The sequence below is a fragment of the Flavobacteriales bacterium genome (assembly GCA_016700415.1).
Taxonomy (GTDB): Bacteria; Bacteroidota; Bacteroidia; order Flavobacteriales_F; family PHOS-HE28; genus PHOS-HE28.
The window spans coordinates 1,037,055-1,058,504 of sequence record CP065018.1 but is presented as its reverse complement, the minus strand read 5'-3'; the positions used below and the strand labels follow the sequence as shown (position 1 = coordinate 1,058,504).

The following is a 21,450-nucleotide window of genomic DNA, read 5'->3' as shown; positions in this document are numbered from 1 at the left end:
AGCCCGGAACAATGCCCAGGCTACACAGGATAGTGCTTTGCAGCAACTTCCTTTGGAGGTTTAAAGATAGTTGAAAATAAATCGACAGGACACTTGCATGTTAACACAGTACCTGCGTTCTGACGAAATATTTGCGCTCGTTCGGTTTAGCATTTTATACGTATTAAATGTATACATTCGCCGTATAAACACCGCAGCCATGGATTCCAAGATCACCCTCAGCTTCGATCAGCAGGTCATCGCGCAAGCGAAGGCCTTTGCGGAAGCCAATAACATCAGCCTCTCACGGCTTACTGAGTTCCTGCTCAGCAAGGTGGTCGATCGCCAGTACCGCAGCTTGGATGACCTGCCCGTTTCCGATTGGGTGAACATGGTCAGCGAAGGCGAGGTGGAATACGTGCGCAAGAACAGCGCGAAGAGCGTGAAGAAGGATTACCTCGAAAGCCGGAAGCGGCGTTGAAATTCACTTCACCGCCACGACGCAACGAACGCAATGAGGTCGCAACACAAATTCAAATACCAACGTGGCGTTCCCGTTGCGCCTTTGCGTCGTGGCGGTAAATTCTTCCCCATGCCAACCCAACGCATCTTTCTTGACGCCAACATCCTCGTCACGGTGCTCTGCAACGAGTACCCGCGATTCACGGAATCTGCCCGTGTGCTGAGCTTGGCGGACGATAACCGCTTCGAGGTCTACACGTCGCCGCTTTGCCTCGCCATCGGAGCCTATTTCGCGGAGAAGAAGAACGGCAAGCAGTTGGCCAAGAAAAAGATCGCGTTGCTGTTGGAGAAGCTGAAGATCACCAAAGTGGACGGCACTTCGGCCAAGCGGACCATCGCGAACAAGAAGGTACATGACTTTGAGGACGGCCTTGAGTACTACTCGGCCGTTGATGCGAAGTGTACCTGCATCGTGACCTACGACAAGAACGATTTCCACTTCTCGGAAATGGAAGTGCTGGGTGCTCGCGAATTTCTGTTGAAGCATGCGGTGAAGCTTTGAGGGTTCGGAGGCTGATGGAGGTCGATCCCGGGCTAACGGAGGCCGCAACACATACCTTCGCGGGCCATGAATGAAGTGGAAACCCATCAACTCCTCGATGGCGTGCGTGCATCGAGCGCGATCCGTGAACAGATCAAGATCGAAGCGGTCCTTGTGACGAGGAAGCGCAATAGGTCACCGCACTTAGCCGCCGTACTTGTGGGTGAGGATGCCGCCAGCCAGACCTATGTGTCCAGCAAAGTGAAGTCCTGCGAGGAAGTGGGTTTCCGGAGCACATTGCTGCGTAAGCCTGTAGACACCACCGAAGTAGAGTTGCTTGCACTGGTGGCGCAACTGAACGCGGACGCGGAAGTTGATGGCTTCATCGTGCAATTGCCACTGCCCAAGCACATTGATGAGGAGCGCGTCACCTTGGCCATCGACCCCTCGAAGGACGTCGACGGTTTCCATCCGCAGAACCTGGGCCGCATGATGCTCGGGCTCCCGGGATTCCTGCCCGCCACGCCTAACGGCATCGTGGAATTGCTGAAGTTTTACGAGATCCCCACTTCGGGCAAGCATTGCGTGGTAGTGGGGCGGAGCAACATCGTGGGCACGCCCATGAGCATCCTGATGAGCCGTAATGCCGACCCAGGCAACTGTACTGTTACCATCACCCACAGCCGTACCCAGGACCTGCCTTCCATCACCCGCCAAGCGGACATACTCATCGTGGCCATCGGTAAGCCGGGCTTCATCACGGCGGATATGGTGAAGAAGGGCGCAGTGGTGGTGGACGTAGGCATCCACCGGGTCGACGATCCATCCCGGAAACGGGGCTATCGCCTCTCCGGCGACGTGAACTTCAGTGAGGTGGCCCCAAAGTGTGCATGGATCACACCCGTCCCCGGCGGTGTAGGACCCATGACGGTGACCAGCCTTCTCCTGAACACGTTGAAGGCCGCACGCTCCTAGATCCCCTTGGGACGATTTGGAGGAACCCAACGGCATTTCCCCGATCTTTGGGCGCGATCACGTACTGAACCAAACTGGACCTGCAACATGGCTGAGAACGATCATTTCTACAAGCGAGTTTTTGAAAACAACCGGAAATGGATCGCGGAGAAAAAGGCCGTCGACAAGGATTATTTCACCCGGTTGGCCGAGGGCCAGAACCCGGAGATCCTCTATATCGGTTGCAGCGATAGCCGCGCCACGGCGGAGGAACTCATGGGAGCAGGTCCGGGCGAGGTTTTCGTCCATCGCAACATCGCCAACATTGTGGGCAGTGCCGACCTGAACGCGCTGAGCGTGATCAATTTTGCCATCAGTGCGCTGAAGGTGAAGCATGTGGTGGTCTGCGGCCATTATGGTTGCGGAGGGGTAAAGGCGGCCATGGAGGCGAAAGACATGGGCCTGTTAAATCCGTGGCTCCGACACGTCCGGGACGCGTACCGCCTTCACCGGGTGGAGCTTGACGCCATCAAAGACGATGAACAACGCTATCGACGACTGGTGGAATTGAATGTAGAGGAGCAATGCATCAACGTGATCAAGACCGCAGTGCTTCAGAAGTCATACCTGCGCAACAAGACGCCCACGGTACATGCCTGGGTGTTCGACATGCGTACCGGTGAGCTGGTTGACCTGCACTTCGATTTCCCGGGAAAACTGGAGGAGGTCCGACAGATCTATGACCTAGGGGCGGAGGTTTGAGGGGAAATGCCGGTATTGCGGGCGGATGATCTCGGCATTCCACCGAAAAGTGATGTCCGGGCAATACCGTTGGGCGAGTCCCCCGGCAATGAATGATGGACAACTACGCCGAAAGCTTCCGGCGCAAAGCCGCCATCCGTAGCAGGGCCACTGCGGCATCCACGCCCTTGTTGCCATGTTTGCCGCCGCTTCGTGCGCGGGCCTGCTCGATGTTGTCATCCGTGAGCACGCAGAAGACCGCCGGGCGACCGGTCTTCAAACCCACGTCCATGATGCCCTGGGCGGTGGCCTGGCATACGAAGTCGAAGTGAGGGGTTTCGCCGCGTACCACGCTGCCGATGCAGATCACGCCGTCCAGCGGACGGTGCTCCAGCAGTAACTGTGCGCCCAAGGCCAGCTCAAAACTGCCAGGTACGAGTTCCTCATGAATATCCTTCAAGGTGACGCCGTGTTTGAGCAGGGTCTCCACCGCGCCGTCGCGCATGGCCCCGGTGATCTCCGGGTTCCAAGCGCTCACCACCAGCCCCAAACGCAGACCGGTGCCCCGAGGGACACCGGCAGCGTCATAGTTCGACAGGTCCGTGGTCGCCATGCCTAACCCGCCATGGCTTTGGCACGGGCCGCATACTTCTTCGCCGTGTTGGCGTCCGGCGAGCCGGGGTAGTCGGAGGCGATGCGCCCGAAGCACTTCGCCGCGTTCTTCCAATCGTTCTGCTGCTGGTACACGATGCCGGCCTTCATCAGGAACATCGGGGTGGTGTAATCGCTCTTCACCATGTCGGCGGCCTTCATGAACTGCGTGGCAGCCTCAACAGGCTTGCCGAGTTCCACCAGCACATCGCCCTGGTTGCCCGTGGCCATCACGCGAAGCACGTCGTCGCCGAGGTCTGCGTCCTTGTAATACTGCAACGCAGCTTCGTACTCGCCCTTCTGGTGGTTGATCACCGCAACGTAGAACTTGGCCAAGTTGCCGGTGGTGGTGGAACCATATTCGTCCGCCACCTGTGCGAAGCCGAGAAAATTCCCGTCACCATTGAGCGCGAGGTCCAACGAATCGATCTCGAAATAGTACTGGGCCTTCCAGATCATGTCCTGGGCCTCCTTGGCACGTGGCTCCGAGACGAACTTCTTGTAGCCCAACAGGCCGCCGACGATCACTAGCACGGCCACCACCGCAATGGTGACCGGGGTCTTGTTCTTCTCCAGGAACAATTCGCTCTTGGTGTAGATCTCACCGATATCCAGGTCCTTGCCCTCGTTTACTTCCTTCGACATGTGCGATCAGCCGATTTTTTTGTGGTGCGCAAAAGTAGGTGTTCAGGGCGAACCCGCGACATCGCCCGTCAACGACCGGCACGCGTACGGTTTCAGGGCGCACTCTTCAGGGAGAGAGGAGGATGCACGGGATGGCCGGTCCTATCTTTGGTCCATTCCCATGGACGTCCTGCTCAGTCGCCTTTCCGTGCTCCAGTTCCGCAATCACCGCGAGGCAGGCCTGGAACTGGGAAAGCAGGTGAATTGCCTCATCGGGCCCAATGGCGCGGGCAAGACGAACCTGCTTGACGCGGTGTACTACCTGTCCATGTGCAAGAGCTATTTCGAGCCGCAGGACATGCACAACGTGCTGCACGGGGAGGAGTGGTTCATGGTAAAGGGGACTATGGAGACCCCCTCCGGCGATGATGAACTTTCATGCGCGGTGCGCAAGGGCCAGCGAAAGGTCTTCACACGGAACCGCAAGGAGTATGAACGCCTGGCCGATCATGTGGGGCGCTATCCCGCTGTGATGATCACACCGTACGACGGCCAATTGGTGCTGGAAGGGAGCGAGGTGCGCCGCCGGTTCCTGGACGGCCTCATTGCCCAGTTCGACCGGGCCTATCTGGAGCACCTGATGCGCTACAATCGGGCGCTGGCACAGCGGAATTTGTTGTTGAAACAGATGAACGGCCCACTTTCCCGGAGCATGGCCGAGCCTTGGGACGAGCAACTGATCACCCATGGAGAAGCGGTACACGCAGTACGCAAAGCCTTCATGGCGGACATGGCACCTTTGCTCGTCCGGCACTACGCAGGCATTACGAGTGGCCCGGAGCAGGTGGATCTGAACTACCGCAGCGAACTGGGGGAGGCACGGATGGCCGAGGTGCTGGACCGGCAATGGCAGCGCGACCTCATGGCGCAATACACCACGGGCGGGGTCCACAAGGACGACCTGCTATTCGCCATCGACGGTCGGCCGTTGAAACGCTTTGGCAGCCAAGGCCAGCAAAAGACCTTCCTCATCGCGCTGAAGTTGGCCCAGTTCGACCTTACTGCGGATCGCTCCGGTACCAAGCCGATCCTTCTGCTGGACGACATCTTCGACAAGATCGATCCGCAGCGCATGCGCCACCTGCTAAAACTGTTGGGTGATGGACGCTTCGGCCAGGTCATCATCACCGATACGGACGCCCCCCGCATGCACCGCGCACTGGACGGCCTTGACCTTGACACCCGATTCTTCCTCCTGGACCATCAGGGCATTGTTGCCCAAGGCCCGCAACAGACCATGCAAAAGGCATGAAGCGCAAGAACGACCAGACCATGAAAGAGGCCGTGGACCGGCTGGTGGACGCTTACGGCCTACGGGAAAAGCTGGATGAACAGGCCGTGGCCAGCCTTTGGGACGAGCTCGCCGGGGGCATGGTGGCCAAGCACACGGTGGCCGTGAAGCTGCGCCGGGGAAAACTGCACATCAAGGTGGACAGCGCACCACTGCGGCAGGAACTCACTTTTATGCGCGAGGGCCTGGCCAACACCATCAACGAGAAGTTGGGCCGGAAAGTGGTGGACCAGGTCCACTTGGACTGAGGCCGGGCACCGGCCTGAGATCAGTACTGCTCGCGACCGGTGAAGAAGAAGGCCCCTTCAATGGCGGCGTTCTCATCACTGTCGCTGCCATGCACCGCGTTCTTCGCCTTGCTCTCGGCAAAGCGCTTTCGCAGTGTGCCTTCCGCGGCCTCGGCGGGGTCGGTGGCGCCGATCAGGTCGCGGAAGTCCTTTACCGCGTTGTCCTTCTCCAGGATCGCGGCCAAAACGGGGCCGCTCGCCATGTAGCTCACCAGTTCTCCATAGAAGGGGCGCTCCTTGTGGACCTCATAAAAGCGGCCCGCTTCCTGCTCGGAAAGTTGCGTGTACTTCAGGGAGACCAGGCGGAATCCGCGGGAAAGGACCATGTCCAGGATCTTGCCGGCGTGCCCTGCGGCCATCGCTTCAGGCTTGATCATGGTGAACGTTCTGTTGCTTGCCATCGTATGATCGTTGAAAATCGAGCGCAAAAGTAGCCGCTCGTGCCGTTCAAATTGACCCCGACCCTTGTTTTCTTCGCGGGATCCTGCGACAGCCCCGCCGCAGCGGAGACACCAGCCTGATGATGCAACCCAGATATGTTCTCATTGCCCTTGTGGCAACCCTTTGCTCCTGCGGCTCACCGGCCAACAAGGATGAAAGTAAGCCCGACACCCTCGTGATCGGAGGGGACGATGCCTCGGACCTTACCGAGAACCTCTACCAGATGCCGACGCCGAACGAGCTGTTCCAGATCGTGAAGACCATGTCCGGGGAGGGGCAGAAGCGCATGATGAGCCCGGCCAAGAACGTGGACCGTTATGCCACGATGCAGAAAAAGGCCCTGAATTTCGGGGTGTATGCCACGGATCTGGTCTATGCCAGCAATTACAAGGTCACCAGTGAGGTGGTGCGTTATTACCTCACGTGCAAAAAACTGGGGGACGACCTTGGACTTGGTGGAGCGTTCAGCGATACCGATTTTTCCCGTTTGGAGCGGAATCTTACCCACGGTGATTCCTTGGACGTGATCAGCAATGACGCCTACGAAAGAGCCTACCGCCGCATGCAGGACGATCGCATGGGACCGACCTTGGCCTTGGTACTGGCCGGTGGATGGATGGAGAGCATGCACCTCGTCACCCGGCAGGTGCTTCATTTCGATGCCGCCGACCCCTTGGTGATGCGCGTGGCTGAGCAAAAGACCAGCTTGGACCACTTGATCGATCTGATGGAACAGTACAAGAACGATCCCGGTGTGGCCGGAACAAGGAACGACCTGATCCAGTTGCGGGACATTTATGATACCTTCCCGGTGATCCGCAGCCAGCACCAAGGTGCGTCCCCGAGCGGCAGGCAGATCCTGGGGGACGATGTCACTGTGATCATTACCCCCGAGGGATTCAACGACCTGGTCGATACATTGGAGACCATGCGGGAAAACATCATCAAGCCGGAGGACAGTGTCGACACCCAGCCCAATTCCTGAACTCATGCAACTGCGATCCATTCTTAGCGCCGCCGCCATCACCTTGGTCACCTTGGGCATGGCACAAAGTGAATGTTCCGAATACTGGAAATCGGCCCCGCGCTCCGGGGACAGCCGATTCACGGTGAATGGGCAAAGCAGGGGGGCCAGTATCCAAGTGGGGGTGCCCACCGAGCTCAACGTCATCATCTACAAAGGGCAGGACTATCGGGTATCCTTCGTCTATGATGAAAAGATCATCGGGGACCATGTGATCGCCCGCATCATTGAAAAGGTGCGCCAGCCCAAGCCCGTGAAGGACGCTCATGGGCAAGCTGATCAGGGGAAGCCCGTCTTCGAGGACAACACCAAGGTGATCTGGGACAATCAGGACCATGAAATGACCGATGCTGTGGAGTTCACCGCCACCTCCACCAAGCGGATCGCCATTGAGGTCACCGCCCCGGGCATACCGGAGGATCCCAAGAGCAAGAATAGCGGGAAGAAGATGACCGATATCGGTTGCTTGGGGATCTTGATCGAGCATATGCCGACGCCTGCCATCGGTTTCTGAGAAGACTTAGGAGGAAGGTCAGGGCCGTATGGAGCGGACCGGGCTACTTTTGGTGCCAATGAAGTTCCCCTCGGCTCCTCCGGCGGCCATTGCCGCATTAGTCGCACTGCTCGATGCCCCGAAGCGCATCGCCATCACGACGCACTTCAATCCGGACGGCGACGCCATGGGCAGCAGCCTTGGTTTGTCGCATGTCCTGAAAGCACTGGGCCATTCCGTCCAGGTGGTCCTGCCCAATACTGCACCTGGAAATCTGCGTTGGATGCCCGGCCATGATCTGGCGATCGACCATGATACGGCCAAGGAAGCGAGCGAAACGGCCGTGCGGGAAGCGGAGATCCTGTTCTGTCTGGACTTCAACAGGCCTGACCGCGTGCAAGGATTGGAACAGGTTGTACGTGCGGCCCCGGTGAAGGTCCTTATTGATCATCACCGCGACCCGGACACATGCTTCAGGGTAAACTTCAGCGACATCACGGCATCTTCCACCTGCCAGATGGTGCATGACGTGATCATGGCGATGGGCCATGGTGATCTGATCGACAGGGATACGGCCAACTGCTTGTATGCCGGAATCATGACGGATTCCGGCTCCTTCCGATTCTCCAGTACCACGCCGCACACGTTGCGTGTGGCCGCCGATCTTTTGGATCGGGGGGCCGTTCCCCACTTGATCCATGCCGCCATCATGGAGGACAATACCGTGGACCGGCTTCGGTTGACGGGCTTTGCGCTCAGCGAACGGTTGCAGGTTCTGGACGGAGGAACAGCAACGGTGATCGCGCTTTCCATGGCCGATCTGGACCGGTTCAACTATGTCCCCGGCGATACGGAGGGACTTGTGAATTATGGGCTCGGTGTACGGGGTGTCCGTCTTTCCGCCTTCCTGGCAGAGCGTAAGGACCTCATCAAGATCAGCCTGCGCTCCAAAGGCAATTTGCCCGTGAATGAGTTCTTGGCCGCCCATTTCGAAGGCGGTGGGCATGCCAATGCCGCCGGTGGACGATCAACCTCATCCTTGGAAGAAACCGTAGCCACCCTCGTCCGGGAACTTCCGGCTTTCTTGGCCAAGCATCCGGAATGAAGCATCCGGCCTTCATTCTTGCATTGTTGTTCGTCGCCTGCGGCGAAGGCCGCACGCCGCCACCGGCACGCATTGGACATCGCATTGCCCCACCCGACAACAGCTTGTTGGACGAGAACAAGCGCATGGCAGAACGCGAGGAGAACGATATCCGCGATTGGGTGGAGCGGCAAGGCGTCCCCATGGTCTCTACCGGGACCGGACTGCGGTACAAGCTGGTGCGTGACATGCCGGGGGACACGGCGAGACCGGGCCAATTAGCCGTGCTGAACTACGCCGTCTATCTGCTGAACGGCGATACGTGCTACGCCTCCACACCGGGCACTCCGAGCTCGTTCCGCATCGAGCATGCCGACGTGGAAAGCGGCCTGCAGGAAGGTGTGCAGCATCTTTCCGTGGGCGATAGCGCCGTGCTGGTGATCCCCAGTGCGCTTGCGTTCGGCCTGCTGGGCGATCGGAACAAGATCCCCATGAGGAGCACCGTGGTGTATCACATCGGCCTGGTGGCGCTGGAAAAATGATCCGTGCGTGCTTCGGAAGCTTATTAATTCTGGCCTTGCTCGCAGGCTGCGATCGTTCACCCTTGCGCGGAGGGAGCAAGATCGCGGAGGATGTCTATTGGCGCTTGAACGCGCTGGGCGATGGCGAGCGGACCCCGACGGACAGCGATAGTGTGTTGGTGCGCGTACGCGTGGCCAGGCCAGGTGCTTTCGCAGGCTCAGTTTACAGCACGGAACGTTGGTACGGCATGGGCGGGGAGAAAGGCACGTCGAAGTATTTCGCGCGTTTGAGAGAGGGCGACAGTGCCACCGTGATGCTCCTTTCCGGTGCCACACCTTGGAAAGACCTCGGGGCCACTTCGCCGGGATCAGGAAAGGACACCGGTTGGGTCACCATGGAACTGTCCATGCTGAAGCTCCGCTCGATGGCGGGATCCCGTGAACTGCAACGGGCCGTGCTGATGGCACGGACCGGGTCCGATGAACAGCGGATACTTGCGGATTTCTTCTCGGGATCCAATGCCGAATGGAAGCAGGCCTTGGGTGTGTACTACGTTCTGGACTCCACCAATGAGGCGGGGCCGCGCATCCAAAGCGGCCAACTAGTGACCTTGGCCTACACCGCATCCTTCCTGGACAATGGGAGGGTCTTTGATGAGGAAGAAGATGGGCTCACGTTCCGCTTGGGCGACCCCGATCAAGTGATCAAGGGGTTGGAGGCCGCGGCACACCTGTTGCCACGCAATGGGGGGAAGGGCCGTTTCGTCATTTCCTCCAATTTGGCTTTCGGGCCGAAGGGTTCAACATCGGGCATCGTTCCGCCGTGGACACCAGTGTTGTACGAGGTGCGGGTGGTGACGGTGGAATTGAGTGCAGCGGGGCCATCCTAGTCCTATCGACTTTGGGGCTGTCCCCTTTCAATTATTGTCCCGGATCGCGCCCGGTGGGTTGAACAGCCCCCAATCGTCCCAGAAGTAGTCGGAATCCTTGAAAGTGGCCACCCATTCCGCGAACAGGGGTTGGAATTCGCTCACCGCTTGGCGCAGCAGGTTGAAATGGTCTTCCTCCAAATGCCCGGCGATCTCCAAGCCGCGCAAACAGGTCACCAGTTCCCGGCATGCCCGGCGGACCAATGCAGCGTATTCCATCTGCAGGTCGTACATGTTCATGCTTTGTGCCCCTGCCAGTTTTCCTGAAATGGTATAGGCATATTCAACCATGTCACGCTTTGTGCCCTCGAGCATTTCGTCCTCGAAACCGCCGTGCTCCTTTTGCTTGTCCTTGATCTCGTCGGGAGCGGCCGTTACGATGGCCAAGGCCAGTTCCGTGATCTCCATGGCCTTTTTGAACAAAGGCGTGTCGCGGTGGTCTTTGCGGTCCTCGAACGCTTCGTCCCCGAAGGCATCCGCGTTAAAATCATCATCGTCGAACATCACCGATCGGTTATTGCGTTGAACGGCTCCGCAGGGTCAATCCTTCACCTTCTCGAACACCATGCGGTAATGCTCGAACACCTCCTTCTCGAACACCTGCAGGTTGGGCTGGATGCGGTAGCGGCGCACCCACTTGCGGAAATCGCTGCTGAAGAGCTTCGGTAGTAGGGTGCCGTAGAGCATGTACTTCTCCCACTGGAATTTGTTGAAAGCCTTGGTCCACCGGTCGATGGTCTCGATGTAGTCCAAGCGGCCGCTGTCGATGGAGACGAGCTTGAAGTGTTCCTTCGCCGGTTCGATCATGCCTTCGCTTCCGTAGGGCAGCCAGGAGCCGGGGAAGACGTCGCAGACGAGGTCCATCAGCTCCTCATTGCTGTAGTCGTACTTCTTCTTGTACACGTTGGTCTGCCCGAATTTGATGTCCTCGAACTTCACCATGTTGGGGCCGAAGACCATGGTCTGGCAATAGAAACGGCCACCCACCGGGAGCAGGTCGCTCATTTGCTTGAAGTAGGTCTTATAGATCTCCTCCTGTTTGCCGGCTTTGTATTCCTCGATGGAACACAAGTGTTCCGGACTGCCCATGGCCGCCACCGCATCGAATTTCCCGAAGGTGGTCGGCGTGATGTCCTTGGAATTCATCTGGTGGACGTTCAAGCCGTTCTTCTTGCAAGCATCGGCCTGCCCTTGCGCGAGCACCACACCGTACGCATCCGCGCCATGCTCACCGAGGTAGTTTACGAAAGCGCCCCAGCCGCAGCCGATGTCCAGCACCTTGTCACCCTTCTTGATGTTCAGATTGTCCCAGATGAATTTGTGCTTCTTCTCCTGGGCCTGCTCCAGCGTTAGGCTGAAGTCGCCATCGAAACGCGCGCCGCTGTAACCGCCTTTCTCTCCCAGGCTGAGCCGGAAGATCTTGTCCATCGTGGTGTAGTGCGCGTCGAGGTCCTGCTGATCTGCCATGTGGATGTTTTTCGGGTGGCGAATGTAGGCGCTGGGGGACGCACGTTCAGGGCTTTGGCATCAATGATCGTGTTCCCCGGTTCCTTTCGTCAGCTCGCTCAACAGGTAGTAGGCACCCTTCACTACTATCCGTGCTATTGGATCCACGGGTTCCAAAGGCACCACTTCCGTGTAGCCCAACTCGCTGGCGCCGATGCGCACCGCCACCTGTTTAAACGTGTTCGGCCCTGCCTCCACGAAGATGTAGTGCTCGTCGCCATTGCTCACCACGGCCTCGTTAGGCAGGCTCCAGGCCGAGGTGCTGTCGGTCATGATCAACGCCTCGATGTACATGCCGGGCATAAGCTCCTCGCCGTTGTCATCCAGTTTGCCATGGGCCAGCACGGCCTGCTGATCGCGCTCGAAGGCCTTGTTCACCGCGTAGATCGTAGCGCTGTGTTGCCCTACGGGTTCGCCGGCATGGCCGAAGACCACCTTCTGCCCGGCATGCACCCGGGCCACGTCCTGCTCAAAGAGATTGAGGTCGATGTGCAGGCCGCTATTATCCACCACCATGAAGAGCGGAGTGTTCGGCTCCGCGAACTGGCCCAAGGTGATCGCGATGTGCTGCAAGGTTCCTGCGATCGGCGAACGAACGGAATACGTGGAGCTGATGTCTTGCGCTGAGAGCCGAGCGGGGTCCGTGCCGAAGACGCGCAGCTTCGCTGCCATCCCGGCCTGTTTAGCGCGGGCCACGTCGGCATCGGCCTCTGCCCGCTCCAAGGTCTTGGTGGCATTGATGCGCTCGTCGTGCAGATCCTGTTGCCGCTTAAGGTCCGCGTTCAGCGCGCGCAGTTCGGCGCTGGTCTCCAAGTAGTCTTGCTGTAGTTGCAGGAATTCCATGTTCTCAACGGTAGCCAGCACTTGCCCTTTACTGACGACCTGTCCTTCACGCACAGGGATCCCGCGTACTAAGCCACCGGCCAGCACGCTCACCTGTGCGCTCTTGTCCGGAGGAAGCACAAGTCGCCCATTGGCTTTCAATGAAGTGCTCAGTCCGCGCTTTTCCATCGTGCCGGTAACCAGCCCAATGGCCTTGATCTGCTCAGTGGTGAGCGCCACTTCGGGACCGTGTGCGCCGGGTGCTTCATGTGCGTGTTCATCGGCAGCAGGAGCGGTTGTTCCTCCGCCACAGGCGACCAAAGCGAAAAGTATCAGCACGATGGCTGATGGCATCAATGTCCGCTTCGCGAGGCCTTCATGGAGCATGATCATCTGATCCGCATTTTCGTTCTTCATCTGCAAGTGCATTAAAGCCCAATCAGGGCGTTGAGGTGGATCATGGTGAGGCCGAGTTCATACCGGATGCGGAGGTGTTCCGCATCGATGCGGCGGGCCTGGTCGATGCCTTGGATGAACTCGAGATAGCCTGCGTCGCCGTTGAGGTAGGCGCGTTGCGCATCATTGCGCAAAGTGGTGGCGAGCGTGGCACCTGAGCTTTCGTAGTAGGCCAAGCTTTCGCGAAGTTGTGCCGAGCGTGCCTGTGTGCGGGCCAGTTCAGTGGCGCGGCTACGGCGCAGTTCCTCCAGCCGCTGCATCGCGATCTTGCTGCGAATGCGAGCGGCCTTGGTGCGTGCGCCCTGCCCGCTGCCGGGTAACGGGATCGAAGTGCCGATGAGGTAGCCAGTGAAGGGTGAAGCCCCGTCGATGGTCTGGTAGAAGCCACCGCCTTGAAGCGTTGGCGCCCATTGGCTGCGCTCCATTTTCCAGGCTTCTTCCGCGAGCGATGCCCGTTGCTGTTCCTGCGCCAGCAGCGGGTCCGTTCCGCCGCCGGGGTCCGGTGCGCGGGACAATGCGCTGAGCGCCGAAGTGTCCGGCGCCGCACCGCCCAAGGGACCGGTCCATTGCTCCAGTTCAGTGGCGTAGATGGCGATGTCGGCCTGTGCCTTCTTCAGTTGCACATGGGCCTCATCGGCGGTGCTTTGTGCGCTCACTTTTTCCAAGCGGCCGCTTTCACCTGCTTCGAATTTGTGTGCCGCGAAGGCCGCGAGGGTGGAGTAGGAGCTGTCCATCAGCTGCATCAGGCGCAGGTTTTCCATGCCCATGGCCCATTGCAGGTAGGCACTGGCCGCGCTCTCCTTCACCAGCGCACGGGTGCCGGTCCTTCCGGTCTCTGCCAACAGCACACTTTCCTTCAAGTAGCGGGCGCGATGCGCGATGGCAGTGGGGAAGGGAATGCCCGTGGTGGCCTGGATACTGATGTCATGGACGGAACTGTTGATCTGTCCACCTTGCAGTTGTGCACCGAGCGGTTCCAGCTGAAAGGCGGTTTTCCGAAGCGCTTCCTGTTGCCGGACTTCCAACTCAGCCGCTGTGATCGCAGGATGTGTGCGCAACGCCCGGGCCACGGCGCTATCAAGTGAAAGCACCGGAGCCTGCGCCTGCACGGAGTTTCCGAGGAACAGCAGTGCGATCACGGAAGCCGTACCGATCCCACGTCCTCCCTTACCTCCATTACCACCCTTACCTCCATCACCTCCTTCCTCTTTCCTCCTGCGCGAAAACACCAAGTGATAAAGCACCGGAAGCACAGCCAGCGTGAGCAACGTCGAAGTGATCAAACCACCGATGACCACCGTGGCCAAAGGACGCTGCACCTCACTTCCCGGACTGGTGCTGATCGCCATGGGCAGGAAGCCGAGCGAGGCCACCGCCGCCGTGGCCAGTACGGGGCGCAAGCGGGCAAGCGTGCCACTTACCACACGGTCCGTCACATCCGAGATGCCTTCACGGTGCAACTGGTTGAAATAGCTGATGAGGACGATGCCGTTCAGCACCGCCACGCCGAAGAGCGCGATGAAGCCCACACCCGCGCTAATGCTGAAGTCCAGCCCGCGCATCCACAGGGCGAACACGCCGCCCACGGCCGCCATGGGCACCGCGCTGAAGATGATGAGCGCCTCGGCGAAAGACTTGAATGCGAAGAAGAGCAGCACAAATATCAGCGCCAGCGCCAAGGGCACGGAGATCATCAGCCGCGCGCTGGCTTCCTGCAGGTTCTTGAAGGTCCCGCCGTAGGCAACGAAGTAGCCTGTTGGCAAGGGCAGTTTCTGTTTGATCAAGGCTTGGATGTCCTCCGCAACGCCTTGGATGTCGCGGCCCCGGACGTTCGTCTCCACCACGATCCGTCGGGCACCGTCCTCGCGGCTAACCTGTGCGGCGGCGCTTTGAAAACCGATCTCCGCCAGTTGGCCCATCGGCATCTGTGAACCGTTCGGCAACGGCACCAAGAGGTTCTTCAACTTATCCGGGTCGGCGTCGCGCATGTCGGCCATGCGCACCACGAGATTGAAACGTCGCTCGTCCTCGTAGACCACGCCCGCCGTTCCGCCGGCCAGCGCGGTGTTCAGCACCCGGTTCAGGTCGGCGATGTTCAGGCCGTACTGTGCGATGCGCGCCCGGTCGTACTTCACCACGAGCTGCGGCATGCCGGTGACCTGCTCCACCTTGATGTCCGTGGCACCGGGTACAGTGGCGATCAACGCGGCGGCGGCATTGGCCGATTTGAAGAGTTCGTCAAGGTCGTCGCCGTAGATCTTCAACGCGATATCGCTCTTCACCCCGGCGATCAGCTCGTTGAAGCGCATCTGGATCGGCTGCTCGAAGCTGAGGTTCATGCCGGGGATCACACTGAGCTTCTCATTCATCAGTTCCGCCATCTGCTCCCTGTCCTTCGTCGTTTTCCAATCCTTCCGGTCCTTCATCACGATGATCAGGTCCTGACTTTCGATGGGCATGGGGTCCGTGGGTATCTCACTGCTCCCGATCTTGCCGACCACCTCCTTCACCTCGGGAAAGTCCTTCAGCAGGATACGGGCCAGTTGGTCGCTCACTTCAATGCTTTGACTGAGGTTGCTGCCCTGCCTAATGGTGACATTGGTGGCGAAATCGCCTTCATCCAATTCCGGGATGAACTCGCCACCCAAACGGCTGAAGACAAAGAACGCCGCTACCATCAGTACCAACGCGCCGCCGATGGCGATGCGCCGATGATGCAGGAGCCCGCGCAACTTCGGAGCGTACCAGTTCTGCAAGCGATGGATCATGCGTTCGCTCCAGCTCTCACCTTTCGGGATCTTTTTCCCCATGAAAATGGAGACAGCCCACGGCACGTAGGTGAGGCTCAGGATCAAGGCGCCGATGATCGCAAAGCTCACGGTAAAGGCCATGGGGCGGAACATCTTGCCCTCCACGCCGATCAGCGCGAAAATGGGGACGTAGACGATAAGGATGATCACCTGCCCGAACACCGCGCTCTTCATGATGCCGCCTGCGCCACGGATCGTCTCATCGTTCATGTTCTCAGCGGTTATGCGCTGGCCCGCGTAGCGTTGGTGCAAGGCGAACATCATGCCTTCCACCACGATCACCGCGCCGTCCACGATCAGACCGAAGTCCAGCGCGCCCATGCTCATCAGGTTGGCGCTTTGCCCGGCCAATACCATGCAGCCAATGGCGAAGAGCAGTGCGAGCGGGATCACACTGGCCACGATGAGGCCCGCGCGCCAGTTGCCCAGCAGCAGCACCAGCACCGCGATCACGATCAGCGCGCCCATCAGCAGGTTGTGCTCCACGGTGCCGATGGTCTGGTCCACCAGTTTCGAGCGGTCGACGAAAGCATCGATGTGTACGCCTTTCGGCAGGCTGTGCTGGATCTCCTTCACCCGTTCCTTCACGGCGGTGACTGTGGCCATGGCGTTGGCGCCCTTCAGCATCAACACCACGCCGCCCACGGCCTCGCCCTCGCCGTTGCGCGTCATCGCGCCGTAGCGCACCGCATGCCCAAAGCGCACTTCGGCCACATCGCGCACGCGCACCGGACTGCCGCCGCGCGCGCTGATCACGATGTTCTCCACGTCCTTCAGCGAGGAGATCACGCCTTCGCCACGGATGAAATAGATGTTCGGTCCTTTTTCGATGTAGCTGCCACCGGTGTTGGCGTTGTTGTTCTCCAGGGCGTTGAACACGTCCATCAGCGAGAACCCTGCACCGGCCAAGCGGCGCGCATCCACGCTCACCTCGTACTGTTTCAACAGGCCGCCGAAGCTGCTCACATCGATCACCCCGGGTACGCCCAGCAAGTGTTTGCGCACCACCCAATCTTGCAGCGTACGCAGTTCCAACAGGTCGTACTTGTCCTTATGAGCGCTGTCCACGGCGAGGGTGTATTGGAAGATCTCACCCGTACCGGTGGTGGGCGGGGCGATCTCCGGTGTACCGTAACCGGGCGGGATCTGCGCCTGCACCTCCGTGATGCGCTCCGCGACCAACTGCCGCGTGAGGTAGAGCGGTACCTCGTCCTTGAACACCACGGTGATCACCGAGAGGCCGCTGCGCGAAACACTGCGCAATTGCACCACGTCGGGCAGGTTCTTGAAGGCCTGCTCCAGCGGGAAGGTGATGAACTGCTCCACCTCCTGCGTGGCGAGGTTGGGCGCGATGGTGTTCACCAGCACCTGGTTGTTGGTGACGTCCGGCAGCGCGTCGATGGGCAATTGCGTTACGGACCAGGCGCCCCAGCCGATGAAGGCCAAAAGCAACAGGCCGATGATGAGCTTGTTGCGGACGCTGAATGTGATGATGCGATCGATCATGCGATGGATCTAATTCTATTGAGGATGAATTTTGGCGATCGGCCCGTGCAGGGCATCCGTAGCGTCGAGCCATTGGCGCGACTGGATGCAATTACATGGAAAATGCACGGGGCAAAGCCACACCGTGCCGGGCGGAAAGCCGCCCTATGCCCGCTTTGGCGGGTTCCAAATATTCCCGGAAAACGCGCTCAGTGCCATCGGAACATCCGGGCAGGCCAAGACCTGTACAGCCGGGTTCAATAGCACGAACTCTGTTGGCCACTCCGGGAAAAATGCCGGTGAAGCACACGCACAAAGCAGCTCGTCACAGCCGTCATCAAAGGGATTGTGGTCACCATCGTGTTCATCGTGTCCGTGTACCTGCTTATCGTGATGGCCGAGATCGCTGTGGTGCTCCAGCACGTGCAGCACGGCTTGTGGCACGCGCACCCATTCATGCAGCTCCAAGGCACTGAAGCCATAGAGAGCGAGAACGAGGGAAAAGAGGACGGTGCGCATGATGGTGGCGCAAATGTAACCCGTGTTGGTCGGGTTGAATGGTGATGGATGTCACAAGGCGGTTGGATCGAAGGGTAGGCACGAGAGGACGGCGCTTCTTTGGCGGAGATGCTTTTTGGCGCCTAACTCTCGCACCAGATATGAAGTGGATCAGGCGAAGTCACTCCGCCGCAAGGCGGATCCAATCCTGTCAATCCTGTAATCCTGTCAAAAAATCACGTCTGGACCTGCGTTCATCCGCGTCCACGCGCCTTCGCGTTGCCGCTTCGGCGAAGCAAGGTCAGCGGTTTCTCCATAAACGACAAAGACTCCGGCTTTCACCGAGGTCTTTGTGATCCCGCTGGGGCTTCCCGATTCCTTCGTCGCCCGGGATAAACTTCTTGCCCCCTGTTGAAAAGAAGAAACCCCGGCGAAAAGCCGAGGTTTCTGTGATCCCGCTGGGGCTCGAACCCAGGACCCTTACATTAAAAGTGTAATGCTCTACCAGCTGAGCTACAGGATCAAAAACGCTTCCCACCAAGGGTGTTCTGCGATTTGAGGGCGCGAAGGTAAACATCCGGTCCACTTCGGCAAACACCTGTTCAATTCTTCGCGATCAAGGGCAGCCGCTCGAAGGGCTTTGATCGGTCGAAGAGGTAGCGGAACGTGGCCAAAGTCCTGTAGTTGGTGGCGCCAAGGCTCTCGCAGACCCGCAGCATCTTCGGGTTGAAATCACCGATCCAGGTGAGCACCGTGTCATCGTAGCGGCCCGTCTCCATCAACCATTTGCTCAGGTGGACGATCATCACGCCCTCCACGCCTTTGCCCTGCCATTCCTTCACCACGCCGAACACGATCCCGGTCATGGTCTTGGCCGTGCCCTTCCATTTGTGCCAAAGGAATTTCAGTTTGCCAAGCCAGTTCAAGTCGCCGTCCACGTAGCGGAAGATCTCGTTCAGCTCCGGCAGGTTCACGAAGAAGGCGATGGGATTTTCCTTGTGGTAGACGAACACGACGATGCGTGGGTCCATCACGGGCTTCATCTGCTTGATGGTCTTCAACGCCACCTCCTTCGGCATGGGCTTGAAGTTCTCGTGGTCCACCCAGGCGGCGTTGAGCACGGTGCGGAAATCCTCCGCGAGCTTTTCCGGGGTCATGCCCCGAACATCGCGCACGGTGATGTCCGGGTCATCCTCGAACTGCTGGTACTTGCGATGGAAGATGGGTTGCACCGGGGTGATGGCGGAACGCTTGAAAAAGAGCTGCTTGAAGTAGATCTGGAAGCCATAGGCCTCGAACAGCTTCACGTAATACTGCGGGTTGTAGTTGGTGCCGTAGATGGGTAGGTCCGTGAAATTCTCGGTCAGCAGGCCCCAGAACATGTTGCGCTCGCCGAGGTTCACCGGGCCGTCCATGGCCTCCATGCCTTGGGCCTTCAGCCAATCGCGGGCGGTGTCGAACAGCAGGTCGGCGGCTTTTTGGTCGTCGATGCACTCAAAGAAGCCGCAGCCGCCGGTGGGTTGCTGCTTGTCGGTCCAAGCCGTTTTGGGGTCAATGAACGCCGCGATCCTCCCTGCGGCCTTACCGGCATCATCACACAGCACCCAGCGCTTGATCGCACCGGCTTTGCGGTCCTTGCGGGCTTGCAGCAGCTTATTCTTCCCGGGGTCGAAGACTTTCTCCACGTCTTGCTTCAGGTGCGGCACCCAATTGCTGTCGTCGGCGTAGATCCTCCAAGGCACGCGCATCCAGTCGTGCAGAGCCTTTCCTTCAGTGGCCTCAACAATTTTCATCGGCGCGAAGATCGGTGTTGCTGGTTGGAATGGTACTGGGTAGAATTGAGTACCGAGTACAGGGTGCCGGCAGTACGGCTGGAGTACCCCAGACCCTGTACTCAGTACCCGATACCGTTCCTACCTTGTCCCCATGCGCGTGTTCATCATCGGCTTTATGTGCAGCGGCAAGAGCATCGTGGGGCGCGAGTTGGCCACCATGACGGGGCGCCGGTTCGCGGATATCGACCGGGTGATCGAGCAGCGCATCGGCCCGATCCTGCCGTGGATGAAGCAGCACGGAGAGGCCAAATTCCGGGAGGTGGAAAGCGAAGTGCTCGCCGAGCTCTTGCAGGAGGAGGATGTGCTGGTGGCGTGCGGGGGAGGAACGCCCATGGCCTCGGACAACATGGAACGGATGCTCGCTGCGGGCACCGTGGTGTATCTGGACGTGCCACATGAGATCCTGGTGGAACGTGCGCGGCGCTCCGGTGGCGACAGGCCCTTGCTTTTCGGACTGAAGGACGATGCCCTGAGCGATCGGATCAAGGAGCTGATGCTGGTTAGGGAGCCGAAATACCGGCGGGCCCCGGTGCATGTGCCGGGCGGTGGCACGCCTGCCGAAACCGCAAAGCAGATGGCGGAGATGCTCGGCCTTCAGGAAAGGTAGACGGTGTCCTTCTTTCCCAGTTCCACGCTGATGTGCTCCTGCAAGGTGGTGCTGAGCGTGAGGCCCACGATGTCCGCACGGATGGGGTAGGCCCGGTGCAGCCGGTCCACCAGCACCACGGTGGTCAGCCGCTTCAATGGGGACTTCACCAGATGTGCCGCCGCATGCATCAATGTGCGTCCGCTCATCAGCACATCATCCACGAGTATTACCACCCGGCCGTCCAGCTCTCCGTCCTTCACGTTGAACCGAACGGGCTTGTTCAACGGATCGTCCTTATCCAGCGCGAGCTCGAGCAGGTCGATCTTCAACGGGGATATTTCCTCAAGCAGCAATTTGATACGCACGGCCAGCTTGGCTCCCCGTGGTGCCACACCGACCAGCACCAAACCGGTCTCATGCACATTGTCCTCGTACAGGCGGAACGCCATCCGGCGCAGTTTGCGCTGGATCCGGTCGTGTTCCAATACCACGGTGCGTTCGGCGGCCATGGGCCGAAAGTAAATGGCAAGTGCGCACCGGCGGTGATTTGGTGGACATCGCGCGTGAAGCGTCCTTTGTACTTTCAGCAAACCCTCGCTTCATCCGTCATGCTCATTGTTCTTTCCCCCGCTAAGAGTTTGGACGAAACGCCCATTTCAATCATGCGCGCTACGACCACGCCCGTCTTTGCGTCGGAAAGCGCGCTATTGGCGGAGAAGCTGAAAACCCTTTCCCCGGCACGGCTGAAAAAGCTCATGGACATCAGCCCGGAGCTGGCCGCGTTGAACAATGCGCGCTATCAGGAATGGGCTTCCGCACCGCTGAAGAAACCTGCAGCGCTGCTGTTCAATGGCGAAGCCTACCGCGGCCTGGACGCGAAGACGCTCGATACCGCCGACCTGCGTTTCGCACAGCGCCACCTGCGCATGCTCAGCGGCCTGTACGGGGTTCTGCGGCCCATGGATATCATCGCCCCTCACCGACTGGAGATGGGCACGAAGCTTTCGATGGGCCGGGGCAGGAAGGACCTTTATGCCTTCTGGGGGGATCGCATCACTGAGGAATTGAACGCGACCTTGCGGAAGAACGGGGAGAAGGTGCTGGTGAACCTCGCCTCGGCCGAATACTTCAAAAGTGTGCGGGCCGAAAAGCTCGCTGCCCGGGTGATCACGCCCGTATTCAAAGAGCATACGGTCAAAGGGCTGAAGATGGTGGCGGTCTACGCCAAGCACCAGCGCGGGGCGATGTGCCGCTGGATCATCAAGCACCGGCTGGTGGAGCCGGAGGGCCTCAAACACTACGATGGCGACGGTTATAGGTTCGATCCGAAGGGCGGCTCGGCCAATGATTGGCTTTTTGTGCGGTGA

At 59.3% G+C, this 21,450-nt stretch carries 23 protein-coding genes and 1 tRNA gene; 13 read left to right on the top strand and 11 right to left on the bottom strand.

Going from position 1 to position 21,450, the window contains the following annotated elements; all coding sequences use genetic code 11:
* Nucleotides 1-199 precede the first annotated feature (199 nt).
* The 4 genes from IPP95_04510 (at nucleotide 200) to IPP95_04495 (ending at nucleotide 2,698) form a co-directional block, all read left to right on the top strand.
* Complete coding sequence (locus tag IPP95_04510; GenBank protein QQS73492.1) at nucleotides 200-460, top strand: hypothetical protein; 261 nt, start codon at nucleotides 200-202, stop codon at nucleotides 458-460.
* A 111-nt stretch (nucleotides 461-571) separates the two neighbouring features.
* Complete coding sequence (locus IPP95_04505; protein ID QQS73491.1) at nucleotides 572-1,003, top strand: PIN domain-containing protein; 432 nt, start codon at nucleotides 572-574, stop codon at nucleotides 1,001-1,003.
* Nucleotides 1,004-1,069: 66 nt separating this feature from the next.
* Nucleotides 1,070-1,957, top strand: coding sequence for a bifunctional 5,10-methylenetetrahydrofolate dehydrogenase/5,10-methenyltetrahydrofolate cyclohydrolase (locus IPP95_04500; protein ID QQS73490.1), 888 nt, complete (start codon nucleotides 1,070-1,072; stop codon nucleotides 1,955-1,957).
* Between the two features lie 87 nt (nucleotides 1,958-2,044).
* Entirely contained in the window at nucleotides 2,045-2,698 is a 654-nt protein-coding gene (locus IPP95_04495; protein ID QQS73489.1) for a carbonic anhydrase, read from the top strand.
* Nucleotides 2,699-2,801: 103 nt separating this feature from the next.
* On the opposite strand, the gene IPP95_04490 is transcribed toward IPP95_04495, so the two are convergent.
* Nucleotides 2,802-3,290, bottom strand: a complete 489-nt coding sequence (locus IPP95_04490) for a 6,7-dimethyl-8-ribityllumazine synthase (GenBank protein QQS73488.1) — start codon at nucleotides 3,288-3,290, stop codon at nucleotides 2,802-2,804.
* Between the two features lie 2 nt (nucleotides 3,291-3,292).
* On the bottom strand, nucleotides 3,293-3,973 hold the full coding sequence (locus IPP95_04485; GenBank protein ID QQS73487.1) for a tetratricopeptide repeat protein: 681 nt from the start codon (nucleotides 3,971-3,973) through the stop codon (nucleotides 3,293-3,295).
* Nucleotides 3,974-4,133: 160 nt separating this feature from the next.
* On the opposite strand from IPP95_04485, the gene recF reads away from it, so the two are divergent.
* Complete coding sequence (gene recF, locus IPP95_04480; protein ID QQS73486.1) at nucleotides 4,134-5,264, top strand: DNA replication and repair protein RecF; 1,131 nt, start codon at nucleotides 4,134-4,136, stop codon at nucleotides 5,262-5,264.
* Nucleotides 5,261-5,551, top strand: a complete 291-nt coding sequence (locus tag IPP95_04475; GenBank protein QQS73485.1) for a DUF721 domain-containing protein — start codon at nucleotides 5,261-5,263, stop codon at nucleotides 5,549-5,551. The genes recF and IPP95_04475 overlap by 4 nt, the downstream gene beginning before the upstream one ends.
* A gap of 20 nt (nucleotides 5,552-5,571) precedes the next feature.
* On the opposite strand, the gene IPP95_04470 is transcribed toward IPP95_04475, so the two are convergent.
* Nucleotides 5,572-5,991, bottom strand: coding sequence for a nucleoside-diphosphate kinase (locus IPP95_04470; protein ID QQS73484.1), 420 nt, complete (start codon nucleotides 5,989-5,991; stop codon nucleotides 5,572-5,574).
* Between the two features lie 152 nt (nucleotides 5,992-6,143).
* Here IPP95_04470 and IPP95_04465 point away from each other — a divergent pair, with 152 nt between their 5' ends.
* The 5 genes from IPP95_04465 (at nucleotide 6,144) to IPP95_04445 (ending at nucleotide 10,043) form a co-directional block, all read left to right on the top strand.
* Nucleotides 6,144-7,016: a hypothetical protein gene (locus IPP95_04465; GenBank protein QQS73483.1), complete on the top strand. Its 873-nt coding sequence runs from the start codon at nucleotides 6,144-6,146 to the stop codon at nucleotides 7,014-7,016.
* 4 nt (nucleotides 7,017-7,020) lie between these two features.
* Nucleotides 7,021-7,569 (top strand): hypothetical protein, encoded by a 549-nt coding sequence (locus tag IPP95_04460; GenBank protein ID QQS73482.1) that lies wholly within the window; start codon nucleotides 7,021-7,023, stop codon nucleotides 7,567-7,569.
* Between the two features lie 58 nt (nucleotides 7,570-7,627).
* Nucleotides 7,628-8,653 (top strand): DHH family phosphoesterase, encoded by a 1,026-nt coding sequence (locus tag IPP95_04455; GenBank protein ID QQS73481.1) that lies wholly within the window; start codon nucleotides 7,628-7,630, stop codon nucleotides 8,651-8,653.
* On the top strand, nucleotides 8,650-9,174 hold the full coding sequence (locus tag IPP95_04450) for an FKBP-type peptidyl-prolyl cis-trans isomerase (GenBank protein ID QQS73480.1): 525 nt from the start codon (nucleotides 8,650-8,652) through the stop codon (nucleotides 9,172-9,174). Before IPP95_04455 ends, IPP95_04450 begins: the two co-directional genes overlap by 4 nt.
* A 62-nt stretch (nucleotides 9,175-9,236) precedes the next feature.
* A complete protein-coding gene (locus tag IPP95_04445; GenBank protein ID QQS73479.1) occupies nucleotides 9,237-10,043 on the top strand; it encodes an FKBP-type peptidyl-prolyl cis-trans isomerase in 807 nt (268 codons plus the stop codon).
* Between the two features lie 27 nt (nucleotides 10,044-10,070).
* Here IPP95_04445 and IPP95_04440 read toward each other — a convergent pair whose 3' ends face one another.
* From IPP95_04440 to IPP95_04410, 7 genes are all read right to left on the bottom strand, one after another.
* Nucleotides 10,071-10,586 carry a hypothetical protein gene (locus IPP95_04440; GenBank protein ID QQS73478.1) on the bottom strand — a complete coding sequence of 172 codons (516 nt, stop codon included), beginning with the start codon at nucleotides 10,584-10,586 and terminating at the stop codon, nucleotides 10,071-10,073.
* 36 nt (nucleotides 10,587-10,622) lie between these two features.
* Nucleotides 10,623-11,549, bottom strand: coding sequence for a class I SAM-dependent methyltransferase (locus IPP95_04435; protein QQS73477.1), 927 nt, complete (start codon nucleotides 11,547-11,549; stop codon nucleotides 10,623-10,625).
* Nucleotides 11,550-11,609: 60 nt separating this feature from the next.
* Entirely contained in the window at nucleotides 11,610-12,827 is a 1,218-nt protein-coding gene (locus tag IPP95_04430; GenBank protein QQS73476.1) for an efflux RND transporter periplasmic adaptor subunit, read from the bottom strand.
* 11 nt (nucleotides 12,828-12,838) lie between these two features.
* Complete coding sequence (locus IPP95_04425) at nucleotides 12,839-17,182, bottom strand: CusA/CzcA family heavy metal efflux RND transporter (GenBank protein ID QQS73475.1); 4,344 nt, start codon at nucleotides 17,180-17,182, stop codon at nucleotides 12,839-12,841.
* A 144-nt stretch (nucleotides 17,183-17,326) separates the two neighbouring features.
* On the bottom strand, nucleotides 17,327-17,680 hold the full coding sequence (locus tag IPP95_04420) for a hypothetical protein (protein QQS73474.1): 354 nt from the start codon (nucleotides 17,678-17,680) through the stop codon (nucleotides 17,327-17,329).
* 429 nt (nucleotides 17,681-18,109) lie between these two features.
* A tRNA-Lys gene (locus IPP95_04415) sits at nucleotides 18,110-18,182 on the bottom strand.
* A 79-nt stretch (nucleotides 18,183-18,261) separates the two neighbouring features.
* The gene (locus tag IPP95_04410) at nucleotides 18,262-19,452 is read right to left on the bottom strand and encodes a hypothetical protein (protein ID QQS73473.1); all 1,191 of its coding nucleotides are present in this window, start codon (nucleotides 19,450-19,452) and stop codon (nucleotides 18,262-18,264) included.
* Nucleotides 19,453-19,585: 133 nt separating this feature from the next.
* Between IPP95_04410 and IPP95_04405 the strand changes: the two genes are divergently transcribed.
* The gene (locus IPP95_04405; protein QQS73472.1) at nucleotides 19,586-20,101 is read left to right on the top strand and encodes a shikimate kinase; all 516 of its coding nucleotides are present in this window, start codon (nucleotides 19,586-19,588) and stop codon (nucleotides 20,099-20,101) included.
* Here IPP95_04405 and IPP95_04400 read toward each other — a convergent pair.
* Complete coding sequence (locus IPP95_04400; protein QQS73471.1) at nucleotides 20,089-20,592, bottom strand: phosphoribosyltransferase; 504 nt, start codon at nucleotides 20,590-20,592, stop codon at nucleotides 20,089-20,091. The genes IPP95_04405 and IPP95_04400 overlap by 13 nt on opposite strands.
* Nucleotides 20,593-20,691: 99 nt before the next feature.
* Here IPP95_04400 and yaaA point away from each other — a divergent pair, with 99 nt between their 5' ends.
* Complete coding sequence (gene yaaA, locus IPP95_04395) at nucleotides 20,692-21,450, top strand: peroxide stress protein YaaA (protein QQS73470.1); 759 nt, start codon at nucleotides 20,692-20,694, stop codon at nucleotides 21,448-21,450.

Excerpts from the sequence above, each read along its gene's own strand:
- IPP95_04510 (QQS73492.1), top strand. The coding sequence starts at position 200 with ATGGATTCCAAGATCACCCTCAGCTTCGATCAGCAGGTCATCGCGCAA.
- IPP95_04505 (QQS73491.1), top strand. The coding sequence starts at position 572 with ATGCCAACCCAACGCATCTTTCTTGACGCCAACATCCTCGTCACGGTG.
- IPP95_04500 (QQS73490.1), top strand. The coding sequence starts at position 1,070 with ATGAATGAAGTGGAAACCCATCAACTCCTCGATGGCGTGCGTGCATCG.
- IPP95_04495 (QQS73489.1), top strand. The coding sequence starts at position 2,045 with ATGGCTGAGAACGATCATTTCTACAAGCGAGTTTTTGAAAACAACCGG.
- IPP95_04490 (QQS73488.1), bottom strand. The coding sequence starts at position 3,290 with ATGGCGACCACGGACCTGTCGAACTATGACGCTGCCGGTGTCCCTCGG.
- IPP95_04485 (QQS73487.1), bottom strand. The coding sequence starts at position 3,973 with ATGTCGAAGGAAGTAAACGAGGGCAAGGACCTGGATATCGGTGAGATC.
- recF (QQS73486.1), top strand. The coding sequence starts at position 4,134 with ATGGACGTCCTGCTCAGTCGCCTTTCCGTGCTCCAGTTCCGCAATCAC.
- IPP95_04475 (QQS73485.1), top strand. The coding sequence starts at position 5,261 with ATGAAGCGCAAGAACGACCAGACCATGAAAGAGGCCGTGGACCGGCTG.
- IPP95_04470 (QQS73484.1), bottom strand. The coding sequence starts at position 5,991 with ATGGCAAGCAACAGAACGTTCACCATGATCAAGCCTGAAGCGATGGCC.
- IPP95_04460 (QQS73482.1), top strand. The coding sequence starts at position 7,021 with ATGCAACTGCGATCCATTCTTAGCGCCGCCGCCATCACCTTGGTCACC.
- IPP95_04455 (QQS73481.1), top strand. The coding sequence starts at position 7,628 with ATGAAGTTCCCCTCGGCTCCTCCGGCGGCCATTGCCGCATTAGTCGCA.
- IPP95_04450 (QQS73480.1), top strand. The coding sequence starts at position 8,650 with ATGAAGCATCCGGCCTTCATTCTTGCATTGTTGTTCGTCGCCTGCGGC.
- IPP95_04440 (QQS73478.1), bottom strand. The coding sequence starts at position 10,586 with ATGTTCGACGATGATGATTTTAACGCGGATGCCTTCGGGGACGAAGCG.
- IPP95_04435 (QQS73477.1), bottom strand. The coding sequence starts at position 11,549 with ATGGCAGATCAGCAGGACCTCGACGCGCACTACACCACGATGGACAAG.
- IPP95_04430 (QQS73476.1), bottom strand. The coding sequence starts at position 12,827 with ATGAAGAACGAAAATGCGGATCAGATGATCATGCTCCATGAAGGCCTC.
- IPP95_04425 (QQS73475.1), bottom strand. The coding sequence starts at position 17,182 with ATGATCGATCGCATCATCACATTCAGCGTCCGCAACAAGCTCATCATC.
- IPP95_04420 (QQS73474.1), bottom strand. The coding sequence starts at position 17,680 with ATGCGCACCGTCCTCTTTTCCCTCGTTCTCGCTCTCTATGGCTTCAGT.
- IPP95_04410 (QQS73473.1), bottom strand. The coding sequence starts at position 19,452 with ATGAAAATTGTTGAGGCCACTGAAGGAAAGGCTCTGCACGACTGGATG.
- IPP95_04405 (QQS73472.1), top strand. The coding sequence starts at position 19,586 with ATGCGCGTGTTCATCATCGGCTTTATGTGCAGCGGCAAGAGCATCGTG.
- IPP95_04400 (QQS73471.1), bottom strand. The coding sequence starts at position 20,592 with ATGGCCGCCGAACGCACCGTGGTATTGGAACACGACCGGATCCAGCGC.
- yaaA (QQS73470.1), top strand. The coding sequence starts at position 20,692 with ATGCTCATTGTTCTTTCCCCCGCTAAGAGTTTGGACGAAACGCCCATT.